This is a genomic window from Streptomyces sp. NPDC059668 (assembly GCF_042734135.1).
In the GTDB taxonomy this organism is placed as follows: domain Bacteria; phylum Actinomycetota; class Actinomycetes; order Streptomycetales; family Streptomycetaceae; genus Streptomyces.
On the sequence record NZ_JBHWEL010000096.1, the window covers coordinates 1 to 10,959 of the forward strand.

Annotated in this window: 10 protein-coding genes; 3 read left to right on the forward strand and 7 right to left on the reverse strand. The window is 71.1% G+C overall.

The window, feature by feature from the left end; all coding sequences use genetic code 11:
• Positions 1-289: 289 nt before the first annotated feature.
• The 3 genes from ACFV2J_RS38320 to ACFV2J_RS38330 all read right to left on the reverse strand — a co-directional run bounded on the left by ACFV2J_RS38320 (position 290) and on the right by ACFV2J_RS38330 (position 2,771).
• Positions 290-1,600: an MFS transporter gene (locus ACFV2J_RS38320; protein ID WP_385098344.1), complete on the reverse strand. Its 1,311-nt coding sequence runs from the start codon at positions 1,598-1,600 to the stop codon at positions 290-292.
• Positions 1,601-1,724: 124 nt separating this feature from the next.
• Entirely contained in the window at positions 1,725-2,111 is a 387-nt protein-coding gene (locus ACFV2J_RS38325; protein ID WP_385095585.1) for a PPOX class F420-dependent oxidoreductase, read from the reverse strand.
• A gap of 24 nt (positions 2,112-2,135) precedes the next feature.
• Positions 2,136-2,771 carry an HAD family acid phosphatase gene (locus ACFV2J_RS38330; RefSeq protein ID WP_385095582.1) on the reverse strand — a complete coding sequence of 212 codons (636 nt, stop codon included), beginning with the start codon at positions 2,769-2,771 and terminating at the stop codon, positions 2,136-2,138.
• A 251-nt stretch (positions 2,772-3,022) separates the two neighbouring features.
• On the opposite strand from ACFV2J_RS38330, the gene ACFV2J_RS38335 reads away from it, so the two are divergent.
• Positions 3,023-4,369 carry an NAD(P)/FAD-dependent oxidoreductase gene (locus ACFV2J_RS38335; RefSeq protein ID WP_385095580.1) on the forward strand — a complete coding sequence of 449 codons (1,347 nt, stop codon included), beginning with the start codon at positions 3,023-3,025 and terminating at the stop codon, positions 4,367-4,369.
• A gap of 106 nt (positions 4,370-4,475) precedes the next feature.
• Here ACFV2J_RS38335 and ACFV2J_RS38340 read toward each other — a convergent pair whose 3' ends face one another.
• The gene (locus tag ACFV2J_RS38340) at positions 4,476-5,234 is read right to left on the reverse strand and encodes a type 1 glutamine amidotransferase domain-containing protein (protein ID WP_385095577.1); all 759 of its coding nucleotides are present in this window, start codon (positions 5,232-5,234) and stop codon (positions 4,476-4,478) included.
• A 263-nt stretch (positions 5,235-5,497) separates the two neighbouring features.
• On the opposite strand from ACFV2J_RS38340, the gene ACFV2J_RS38345 reads away from it, so the two are divergent.
• The gene (locus tag ACFV2J_RS38345) at positions 5,498-6,880 is read left to right on the forward strand and encodes a S1 family peptidase (protein ID WP_385095573.1); all 1,383 of its coding nucleotides are present in this window, start codon (positions 5,498-5,500) and stop codon (positions 6,878-6,880) included.
• 77 nt (positions 6,881-6,957) lie between these two features.
• On the opposite strand, the gene ACFV2J_RS38350 is transcribed toward ACFV2J_RS38345, so the two are convergent.
• On the reverse strand, positions 6,958-7,146 hold the full coding sequence (locus ACFV2J_RS38350; RefSeq protein ID WP_385095570.1) for a hypothetical protein: 189 nt from the start codon (positions 7,144-7,146) through the stop codon (positions 6,958-6,960).
• Positions 7,147-7,217: 71 nt separating this feature from the next.
• On the reverse strand, positions 7,218-8,384 hold the full coding sequence (locus ACFV2J_RS38355) for an ROK family protein (RefSeq protein ID WP_385443089.1): 1,167 nt from the start codon (positions 8,382-8,384) through the stop codon (positions 7,218-7,220).
• A 188-nt stretch (positions 8,385-8,572) separates the two neighbouring features.
• Between ACFV2J_RS38355 and ACFV2J_RS38360 the strand changes: the two genes are divergently transcribed.
• Positions 8,573-9,775 carry a Gfo/Idh/MocA family protein gene (locus tag ACFV2J_RS38360; protein ID WP_385097376.1) on the forward strand — a complete coding sequence of 401 codons (1,203 nt, stop codon included), beginning with the start codon at positions 8,573-8,575 and terminating at the stop codon, positions 9,773-9,775.
• 75 nt (positions 9,776-9,850) lie between these two features.
• Here ACFV2J_RS38360 and ACFV2J_RS38365 read toward each other — a convergent pair whose 3' ends face one another.
• Complete coding sequence (locus tag ACFV2J_RS38365) at positions 9,851-10,546, reverse strand: L,D-transpeptidase (RefSeq protein ID WP_385097379.1); 696 nt, start codon at positions 10,544-10,546, stop codon at positions 9,851-9,853.
• Positions 10,547-10,959 lie beyond the last annotated feature (413 nt).

The following is a 10,959-nucleotide window of genomic DNA, read 5'->3' on the forward strand; positions in this document are numbered from 1 at the left end:
GTTTCACGGTGGTTCCCCGTGCCGTGCCCCCCCGGTTTGCGGGGGGTGGGGGGCGGCCCGCCAGTCACGGGGGGGGGCCGCGCGGGGGGCCGCGGCCGCCCGACCGGTCCGCCCCCGACCCGGTCCTCCCCGACCGGTCCGCCCCTGCCTGGTCCGCCCCTGACCGGTGCCCGGTTGGCGGCCCGTCGGCCAGGACCGCGGTCGCGTCGCCGAAGGCAGGGGGCAAGCCCTTGCTGTCCGGGAACGACCGGGCGGGTCACGCCCGGGCGGCGCGGCCCCGCGCTCACCGTCAGCTCGGGACGACGGGACCCGGTGCAGGCGCGGCGGGTCGGGGGACGTCGCGCATGTGGCGGAGCGGGGAGAAGTACACGAACCAGCCCGCCGCCCAGGTGCCGGTGAACGCCACCCAGAGTGTGGGGCGTACGCCGATCAGCGTGCCGAGCACTCCGCCGAGGACGCCCCCGAACGGCAACGTGCCCCACACGATCCAGCGGACGGCCGCGTTCATCCGGCCCATCAGCTCCGGCGGCGTCACCGACTGCCGGTAGCTGAGCTGCGCGACGTTGTAGACCATCCCGGCGAAGTACGCGATGCCCCAGCCGAGCGGGAACAGCAGCACTCCCCAGCCCTGCCAGGCCGCCGCCGCGACGACCTGCGGCGCGCTGAGGACCAGCGAGGACACCCAGATGATCCGTGCCGACCCGATCCTCTTGGCGAGCCGGCCGGCGAACACGCCCCCGGCCATCCCGCCGACGGCCGCGCCCGCCACGATCAGCCCGGTCAGCGCGGGGCGCACGTGCAGCACCCGGACGAGGAAGACCATCACCAGCGCCGAACTCATCCCGGAGAACAGGTTCGCGGTGCCCGTGCACGCCACGACCCTCCGCAGGATCGGGTGCCCGAAGACGAACCTCAGTCCCTCGGTGATCCGGCGCCGCAACGGCTCGTCCCCCGTCCGGGCCGGCGGCGGCTCCTCCCGCTTCCTGATCCCGAGGATCGACAGCACCGAGATCGCGTAGGAGACGGCGTCGGCCGTCATCGCCCCCGCCGCGCCGAACGCCCCGACCAGACCACCGCCGAGACTCGGGCCTCCGAGCTGCGCGAACGCCTGGGTCGTCCCGAGCTTGCCGTTGGCGGCCAGCAGGTCCTCGGTGCGGATCAGCGACGGCACATAACTCTGGTAGGAGACGTCGAAGAACACCGTGCACACACCCGCGGCCACCGCGACCACGTACAGCTGAGCCATCGTCAAGGCGCCGAACGCCGCCGCGACCGGGACCGATCCCACGATCAGCAGGCGGAGAACGTCGCAGACGATCATGACGGACCGTTTGGCGGCGCCGTCCACCAGCGCACCCGCGGGCAGCGCGATCAGCGCGAACGCCGCCGTGGCGGCGGCGGTCAGGAGCCCGACCTCGAGGGTGCTCGCGTCGAGCGCCACGACCGCGAGCAGCGGCAGCGCGATATGAGTGACCGCCGAGCCCGTCTCACTGGCCGTCTGCCCGCTCCACAGCAGCATGAAATCCCGCTGACGCCACAGACCCGGACCGTCCGACCCCGGCTCCGATACCGGCTCGGCGTCCTGAAAATCCTTCGCCACTTCCGACACGTATCCACCCCCAGCCGCCTCCGTCATCACGAAGGCCCTCCACCACCCCGACAGGAACCACACGGCAGGACACCCCGGACGGGGGCCCGCCGCCGGCCGGGCCCCCGTCCGTCCCTCATGGGGTCAGGGTGATGCGCAGTGCGACCGTGCCCTCCCGGCCGCGGCGCAGCCGGCTGCCGAACAGGGTGAGACGGCCGAGGATGCCGTACTTGCGTGCGATCAGGCCGCGGTACCGTTCCGTCGCGGTCTGGTCGAGGATCTCCGCCGTGGCGGGAACCTGTTCGCCGGTCGGGTTGCCGCGTACGTCGCAGGGGCCCACGAGCACGTCCGGCCGGTTGCGGATCCGCTTCACCTTCCAGGAGTCCGCGGCGGTCCAGGCACCGAGTACGTCACCGTCCCGGACCACCCACACGGGCGTCGGGACGCCCGTGCCGTTCTTCCGGTAGCTCGTGATGAGAAGGAACTTGCCCGAACCGAGCGTGTCGAGCCTTGTCTCGTCCATGCCGGGAGTCTAGGCAATCGGGGCTCAGGACAGCTGTCCGTCGTAGTCGGGCAGCTTGAAGGTGCGCTCGGCGTGGCCTCCGACGAGGTCGGAGTCGTTGTTGCCGACGTTGGCGATGATGGTGTAGCCCAGCGACTCGATCTGCGCCCGCTTGCCGGTCTTGTAGGCGCTGACCTCGTCGAACAGGTCGGGCAGGTCGCGCGTGTAGAGGCCGGAGACCGGGTAGCCGACGGACGTCAGGTTCCACTTCGTCTCGGCGGCGATGATGCCGGGACGTGCGCTGATGAAGAAGATGTCGACGCCGCGGGAGCGCGCGTAGCGGGCCAGGTCGAGCGACGGCGCGACGGCCGGCGTGGGCAGCTGGTACCAGGGGTGGAAGTCGGTCTCCAGCGAGGTGTTGTCGATGTCGAAGACCAGGGCCAGCTTCTGCCCGGCCGCGTTCGCGGTGCGCTGCTGGACGTAGGGCACCGCCTGGTCGAGCGCCGCCCGGACGTCCCGCTGCCAGGTGGCGTAGTCGACGTCGGCCGTCTGCGTCGCGGCCACCGCCGTACGGGCCGGAGCCGCGGCGGCGGACTCCGCGACGGCGACCGTCCCTCCCATGCCCAGCGCGACGACCGCCGAGAGCGCGCCGATCCGGCGACCCACACCACGTCCAGTCATATCCGTCCCCTTTTTACGTTTTCACGTCGGATGTTCACGTCGGAGTGGTGAGGCTGTCCCGACCATCACCGCGCGACCGATGATCGTGCCTAAGGATGGACGAAAGGGGAAGACGAAATTACTGATCGGTAGAGAATTCCGCGGCCGTCGTCCTCGCCGCCGCACTGCGGTGGCAGACCGGGACAACCCGTGTGAGCCTTGGCTCGCGGGCGACGGACCACGGTGTCGGCACACGGAGAGAGGCATCACGGATGGACGCACCGAACATCGTGATCGTCGGCGGAGGCTTCGCCGGAGTCGAGTGCGCTCGGGGCCTGGAGCGCGCGCTCGGACCGGGCGCCGCCCGGATCACCCTGGTCAGCCCCACCGACTACCAGCTCTATCTGCCGTTGCTGCCACAGGTCGCCTCAGGGGTCGTCACCCCGCAGTCGGTGGCACCCTCGCTGCGCCGGATCCTGCGCCGCACCGAGCTGGTGCCCGGTACGGTGGCCGGCGTCGACCCCGGGTCCAAGGTGTGCGTCGTCCGCAAGATCACCGGCGAACTCGTCGACCTGTCGTACGACTACCTGGTCCTCACTCCCGGCAGCGTGACCCGCACCTTCGACATTCCCGGTCTGCTCGACGAGGCACGCGGGATGAAGACGCTCGCCCAGGCGGTGTACCTGCGCGACCACGTGATCGCCCAACTCGACCTGGCGGCGGCCACGTCGGACGAGGCCGAGCGGGCGGCGCGACTGCAGTTCGTGGTGGTCGGCGGCGGGTACGCCGGCACCGAGACCGCGGCCTGTCTCCAGCGTCTGACGACCGCCGCGTCGAAGCGCTACCACCCGCGTCTCGATCCCGGCCTCATCCAGTGGCATCTGCTCGACGTGGCCCCCAAGCTGCTGCCGGAGCTCGGCGACAGGCTCGGGGCGAGTGCGCTGCGCATGCTCTCCGGGCGCGGGGTCCAGATCTCGCTGAAGACGTCCGTCGCCTCGGTCACCGAGGACAAGGTCACCCTGACGGACGGCCGGGTGCTGCCGTCACGGACGCTGGTGTGGACGGCCGGTGTCGCGGCGAGCCCGCTGGTCGACTCGCTGGGTGCCGAGACGGTACGCGGCCGGATCCTGGCCGCGCCGGACTTCACGGTGCCGGGCATGGACGGGGTGTTCGCGCTCGGCGACGCCGCCGCCGTACCCGACCTCGCCAAGGGGGACGGCTCGTACTGTGTGCCCACCGCGCAGCACGCCGCCCGCCAGGGCCGGCATGCCGCGAAGAACCTGACGGCGCTGCTGCACGGGCAGCCGACCACGTCGTACCGGCACAAGGATCTCGGCCTGGTCGTCGATCTCGGCGGGCACGACGCGGTGTCGAAGCCTCTCGGCATCGACCTCAAGGGCGTGCCCGCACAGGTCGTGGCCCGTGGATACCACCTGTACGCGCTTCGCACCGGCGCGGCCAGGTTCCGTACGGGCGCCAACTGGCTCCTCAACGCGGTCGCGGGCGACGACTTCGTCCGCACGGGCTTCCTCGCCGGACGCAAGGGAACCCTGCGGGACTTCGAGCACACCGACACCTATCTGACTCCCGAGGCGGTGGCCGCCCGCACGGGCGCGTAGGCCCGGCGGCCCGTCGCGCTGCGGCGGCGCCGGCGCGGCCGGTGCGGTGCCCGTCAGGTGCCTCACCGTGTGCGCCGGCCGCCCGGCGGGGATCACGGTACGGGCGTCAGCGTTCGGTGCCGCCTTCCAGCAGGGCGAGGTAACGCCGGCCGAAGAGGTAGGCGTCGCCCGGCCAGCGGGCCGAGAGGTAGGCACCGTCCTGGACGACGAACGCGTGGGTGTCGTCGGTGGCCGTGCCGCGGCGGGTGAGGGTCCGGGGACCGCGGGAGAACTGCGCGCCGGGATCGGTGAGGGCCGCCTTGACCTCGTCCTCGACGTAGGCCGGATAGGTGCGGTAGTAGCGGCCCAGGCGCCAGGCGGTGGTGAAGTAGGCGGTGCGTTCCATGTACTTGGGCAGGCAGGTCGTGCGCCGGCCGGCCAGGACACTGCGGCCCGTGGCCAGGTCGCGGGAGCGGGCGAGCACCAGGACGCCGTGGCAGATCGCTCCTACGGGGCGCCCCAGGGCCCAGAAGCGGGCGACCTGCCGCTGGAGCGCGGCGGAGCCGAGATACTGCCGCATGCCGGGCGCGTGCCCGCCCGGCAGGAGCAGTCCGTCGAAGTCGTCGACGGTCACGTCCTCCCAGGACACCGTCGCGGTGAACTCCGGTGCCTCGGTGAGCTGTCGGTAGTGGAGCCGGGGTTCCTCCGCGGCGCCCAGCTGCCCGAGGAGCACGCCCGTGAGCAGCCTCGGGTCGGCCGCCGGCCGGGTGCCCGCGCGCTCGGTGGCGAGAACGACCTCGTGCCCCGCCTCGGTGAGGATCCGCCAGGGTACGGCCACTTCGGTGACGTCGGCATCGCGGTCGGGGACCGGCATCAGCACGCGCATGCGCCCATCATGACAGGCGGTGGACCGTCGTCCCCGGGACGGTCACGGCGTCGAACTCGCCCTGTGCGGAGGCCTTGACGGGGCCGGGCGGGCGGTCCGCGAACTCCCGGCGTCGTCGTGGTGGACGGGGCGGGACACCCGGCGTGAACCGGAGACGGGTCCGGCGGTGAACGCGGTGGCACGGACGCACGTATGGGAGGAGGGCCCACGACCGGGGCCCCGGCGGTGGTGACACCGCGCCGTACGGCTTCGGGAGCCCATGCATGAGGCACGCACGACGACGGATCTTCCGGCGGGGGGCGCGATTCGCGGCCGTTGGCGGGCTCCTCTGCGGTGGGCTGATGGTGACGCACGCCATGGCGAGCGAGCCGTCCGCCTCGTCGCGTGCGCCGGAAAGTGCCGCGCGGCTCGCCGCGGCCAAGGGAGCCGGCCTGGTGTCACGTCTCGGCGCCTCACGTACGGCGGGCAGTTGGATCGCCGACGACGGCCGTCCCGTGGTCGCGGTGACCGACTCGGCCACGGCGGGCGAGGTGGAGAGGGCGGGTGCCCGCCCCAAGGTCGTGCGGCACAGCATGCAGGAGCTGAAGTCCGTGACGCAGGCGCTCAAGTCGGCGCCGCGGGTGTCCGGCACCGCCTGGGCGATGGACTACGTCGACAACGAGGTGGTGGTGCAGGCCGACAGCAGCGTCTCCGCCACCGACTGGTCGCGGATGACGAAGTTGGCCGAGAGCATGGGGAGTTCGGTCCGCATGGAGCGCACCCAGGGCACCTTCACCACGCGGCTGAACGGAGCGCAGCCGATGTTCTCCACCGGCGGGCGCTGTTCGGCGGGCTTCAACGTGACCAACGGGAGGAACGAGTTCATCCTGACGGCCGGACACTGCGGGCCGGCCGGTTCCGTCTGGTTCGCCGACAACCAGGGCACCAAGCAGCTGGGGCAGACGATCACCACGGCGTTCCCGGGCAACGACTTCTCGCTCATCCAGTACAACAACGGCGAGAACGACACCGGCAACAACGTCGTCGCGATCGGGGGCGGCAAGGGGGTCCAGATCCTCGGGGCCGCCGACGCGACCGTGGGCCAGCGTGTCTTTCGCAGCGGCAGCACGAGCGGCCTCCACGACGGGCGGGTGAAGGGTCTCGACGCGACGGTCAACTACCCCGAGGGCACGGTCACCGGTCTGATCGAGACCGATGTGTGCGCCGAACCGGGCGACAGCGGCGGACCGTTGTTCTCCGAGGGCATCGCGCTCGGCGTGACGTCGGGAGGCAACGGGGACTGCGCCACGGGCGGTACGACGTTCTTCCAGCCGATCACCAAGGCGATGACGGCGCTCGCCGTGAAACTCACCGGACCGGGCGCCCAGGGCCAGGGAGCGGCCGGTGCCGCCGCCCAGGGCTCCCCCGCGCCCGCGGCCTCGCGGGGAACCGCCGTCGCGCCGGGATCCGTCGCTCCGGGGTCGGTGCAGGCGGTGGGGTCCGGCAACTCCGTACCGCTCCTCGACCGGCTGACGGACCCTCAGAACGTCGGTCCGGGGCTGCTGGTGATCGCCGGGAGCATCATCGCGCTGGTCGCCACGCGGTACATCCGTACGGAACAGGACCGCAATCGCTACCGGCGGCAGTACTCGCAGAGTTGGGGCTGAGACGGGGTCGCGAAGGGGGAGCGGGGCCCTGGCCCTGGTCCCCGTTCGTCACCGGGGTGCGGGGCGGTCGGGCGGGGTCACGCCACCTGTGCGGGCGAGGTGGGGGCGGCCTCCGCCCACTCCAGGACGAGCCGCTGGTACTCCCGCCGCTCCTCCCCGTTCAGCGTCCCACCGGCGCGGAACCAAAGGGCCCGGATCTCCTCGTTGACATCGGTGGCAGAGCGCACGGAGTCGCTTTCAGGAGTGGTGGACATGGTGTGAAGCATACGGCGCCCGGCGTGAAGGCGATGTGAGTAAAGGTGCACCTCGCGACATTAGGGACCGTGAACCTGATCACTCATTCGCCGGCCCCGGCACTGCCCAGCACGAGCACCTGGATCGCCAACACGGCGGCTCCGCGCGCCCAGTCGTGGAAGTCGGACACCTTCGTCTCCAGGTCGACGGGGCCGGCCAGCGGGTGCCGGTGGGCGAGGACGGTCTCCTCGACGACGCGGCCCGCCACGTCGACGAGGCCGACCCCCTCGCCGGCGAGCAGGATCTTCTGGGGCATGGCGAAGTTGGCGATCTGCGCGACGAGCACGCCGAGCGCGCGGGCCGCCTCGTCGACGACGCGGGCGGACACGGGGTCGCCCGCGGCGGCACGCCCGAGGATCTCCTCGTACGTCGCGTCCTGCCCGGTGGCGGCCCGGACCTGGTAGCGGACGCTGGGGACGGTGAGGAGGGAGACGGCGCTGCCGCGCTCCCCGTCGGGGGTGAGGGGGCCCTGCGGGTTCACCATCCACCGGCGGCCGACGTCCCTGCCGTCCTCCGGGGAGGGCACCCTGCTGCCGCCGAGGACGAGGCCGTAGCCGATCCCGGCGCCGATGGTGAGGACCGCGAAGCGGTCGAGGCCACGGCCCGCGCCGAACCAGCTCTCGGCCTCGACGAGCGCGGCGACGTCGTTCTCGACGACCACGGGCAGACCGGTGCGTTCCTCGACGAGCTGGGCCAGCGGTACGTCGCTCCAGCCGAGGAAGGCGGACTCGACGACGACCGACCGTCCTTCGACCCGGCCTCCGACCCCGATGCCGATACCGGCCGGGTCCGGGAAGGTGCCCGCGAACTTTTCGGTCATCTCCCGCAGGAGGTCGGCGACTTCGGCCGGATCGTGGGTGGTGAGCGGGCGGTCGTGACGCGCCACGATGTCGCTGCGCAGGGTGGTGACGACGCCGTGGACCCGGTCTTCGGTGATCTTGAATCCGATGAAGTTACGGGATCCGGCGACGATGTCCAGGGGCTGCGAGGGACGCCCCTGGCGCGCCTCGGTGCCCTCCTCCGGTCCGGCGGCCTCGATCAGCAGACCCGATGCGATGAGGGGCTTGGTCAGCCGGGTGAGGCTCCCCGCCGAGAGGTTCAGCCGGCGCGCGATCTCGCTGCGCGACAGCGGTCCGCGCACGAGCACCTCGATCGCCACCGCCCGCTCCCCGGGACTCAGCGGCAGCCAGCTGGCGGCGGATGTGGTCATGAGTGGCGGACTCCCCCGGAGTTTCCTTTTGCCATGGAAGTTATGACCGCACTCTAGGCCGATCCGTCCGTACTGGACAGAAGAGTACGAGACCCTTGACGAACGGATTCTTCCGCCTCGAAAGTAAATGATCGAGGATGAGCCGCAGCCGGATCACCTGATTCTCGACCAGCGAAGGACACGCATCCATGACGTTCTCCCTCGGCATCGTCGGCGCCGGGCAGTTCTCCGGGCAGTTCGCCAAACTGTTCCTCGCCCACCCGGGCGTCCGCGAGGTCCACGTCACCGATCTCCTGCCCGAGCGTGCCGAGCGGCTGGCCGCCGCCGAAGGCCTGTCCGGGACCTTCCCCTCGTACGAGGCGATGCTGGAGTCGAAGGCCGTGGACGCGGTCGCGATCTTCACCCAGCGCTGGACGCACGGCCCTCTGGTGCTACAGGGGCTCAACGCCGGCAAGCACGTGTACTCGGCCGTGCCGATGGCGGTCTCCACGGAGGAGATCGAGGCGATCATCGACGCCGTACGGGCCACCGGGCTGACGTACATGATGGGTGAGACCAGCCAGTACAACCCGGCGACCGTGCACGCCCGCAACCAGATCGCCGAGGGCGCCTTCGGCCGGCTCTTCTACGCGGAGGGCGACTACGTCCACGACATGGACCTCGGGTTCTACGACGCGTACCGGTACAGCGGCGGCGAGAACTGGAAGGCGACCGCCAGCTATCCCCCGCTTCTCTACCCGACGCACTCGGTGGGCGGGGTGCTCGGGGCCTGGCGGACGCACGCGGTGAGCGTGTCCGCGATCGGGGTGCGCGACGAGCGCGGGGACGGTGTCTTCGACAAGGAGGTCAGCCAGTTCGGCAACGACTTCTCCAACGCGACCGCGCTGTTCGAGGTGGCGGGCGGCGGCTCGTTCCGTACGAACGAGTTCCGGCGGGTCGGCTATCCCTCACACATCCGGGAGTCGCGTTTCCGGTTCTTCGGTACCGACGCCAGCATGGAGCAGCTCGCCACCGTGAGCTTCTGGCAGGACAAGAAGGGGGTGCGGGACATCACCGAGCTGCTGGAGCCGAAGCCGACGCTGGCACCCGACGATCCCTCGCTCCAGCACGTCGCGCCGGCGTTGCGGGCCGCGTTCACGTCCGGGTCGGCGCCCGTCCACGACCGGGCGCGACTGCCCCGCTCCTTCGACCTGCTCCGCAACGGCCACGAGGGCAGCCACCACTTCCTGGCGGACGACTTCGTGACCGCGGTCAACACGCGGACGCTGCCGTCGGTGAACGCGTGGGTCGCCGCCCGCTACACCCTGCCGGGCATCGTCGCGCACGAGTCCGCCCGACAGGGCGGGGTCAGGATGGGGATCCCGGATTTCGGGGACGCGCCCGAGGCATGAGGGCGGGTCCCCGCTGAGCCGGGCACGGCCCGTCGCCCGGCTCACGGCCGGTTCGGGTGCCCGGCTCAGGTCCGGTCAGGTGCCCGGCTTGCGGCCGTACACGTAGACGTCGTCGCCGTTCTTCAGCAGCGACCAGTACTTCTTGGCCGCGGTCGAGGTCATGTTGACGCAGCCGTGCGAGCCCGGCGGGTTCCACATGGAGACGCCGACCGAGTGGAAGGCCTGGCCACCGTCGAAGAACTGGCTGTAGGGCATCGACACGTTGTAGATGCTCGACACGTGGTCGATGTCACGCCAGTAGATCTTCTTCAGACCGGTGCGCGTCTCGTAGCCGTCGCGCCCCGTACGGACCGGCACCGGACCGTAGACGAGCCTGCTGCCGTCCTGGATCCAGCTGAGCTGGAGTGTGAGGTTGACGCAGGCGATGCGGCCCTTGTTGACGGGGCACTTGCCGTCCTTGTTGGGCTTGGTGCCGACGGCCTTCTGCTTGTTCATGAGGTCCATCACGCCCCAGGTGACGGATCCCGCGTACCCCGCGTTCGGGGTGATGCCGTGCTTGGTCTGGAAGGCCTGGGTCGCCTTGCAGTCGGCGGTGGACTGCCTGCCGTCGACCGGGCGGCCGAGGAACTTCTCCACCTGCTTCTGGTACGGCCCGGTCTGCGTCGTGCAGCTCGCGGCCTGCGCGGGCGCCGTGCCCAGCGCGAGCGCCAGCGGCGCGACAAGTCCGGTGATCCCCAGCGCGACGGCTCCCCGTCTGCGTACGTCCCCCATGGCGGGCCCTTTTCTCTGCATGTTCTCTGGTGATTCCTTCGGTTTTCCGTCTGCTAGACACACGGCGGCGCAGTTGCGTTGCACGGCGGATCAGGCTGGGACGAAACAGTGACATCGACCGTAGGAATCGTTCGCCCTCCCGGTGCGGCGATGAACCTCGGGGGCGTGGGAGCAGACCCGCTCCAGTCGTCGATGAAGTATGCCTCGGACGGTCAAGTAGAGGCGAACCACCGCCTGTCGGCCCTACGGCCGACATGAGCAAAGAGTCTTTGTTGTGCCGTTTTGCGTGCTTTGGCAATCCTCCTGGAACGCGAAAGGGGGGGGGGGGGGGGCCCCGGGGGGGGGGGGCGGCGCGCCCCCCCCCCCCGGCCGCGGGGGGCCCCCCACCCCCCCCCCCCCCCGGTGGTGTTCAC

Excerpts from the sequence above, each read along its gene's own strand:
- ACFV2J_RS38325 (WP_385095585.1), bottom strand. The coding sequence starts at position 2,111 with ATGGACGAGACAAGGCTCGACACGCTCGGTTCGGGCAAGTTCCTTCTC.
- ACFV2J_RS38330 (WP_385095582.1), bottom strand. The coding sequence starts at position 2,771 with ATGACTGGACGTGGTGTGGGTCGCCGGATCGGCGCGCTCTCGGCGGTC.
- ACFV2J_RS38335 (WP_385095580.1), top strand. The coding sequence starts at position 3,023 with ATGGACGCACCGAACATCGTGATCGTCGGCGGAGGCTTCGCCGGAGTC.
- ACFV2J_RS38340 (WP_385095577.1), bottom strand. The coding sequence starts at position 5,234 with ATGCGCGTGCTGATGCCGGTCCCCGACCGCGATGCCGACGTCACCGAA.
- ACFV2J_RS38345 (WP_385095573.1), top strand. The coding sequence starts at position 5,498 with ATGAGGCACGCACGACGACGGATCTTCCGGCGGGGGGCGCGATTCGCG.
- ACFV2J_RS38350 (WP_385095570.1), bottom strand. The coding sequence starts at position 7,146 with ATGCTTCACACCATGTCCACCACTCCTGAAAGCGACTCCGTGCGCTCT.
- ACFV2J_RS38355 (WP_385443089.1), bottom strand. The coding sequence starts at position 8,384 with ATGACCACATCCGCCGCCAGCTGGCTGCCGCTGAGTCCCGGGGAGCGG.
- ACFV2J_RS38360 (WP_385097376.1), top strand. The coding sequence starts at position 8,573 with ATGACGTTCTCCCTCGGCATCGTCGGCGCCGGGCAGTTCTCCGGGCAG.
- ACFV2J_RS38365 (WP_385097379.1), bottom strand. The coding sequence starts at position 10,546 with ATGGGGGACGTACGCAGACGGGGAGCCGTCGCGCTGGGGATCACCGGA.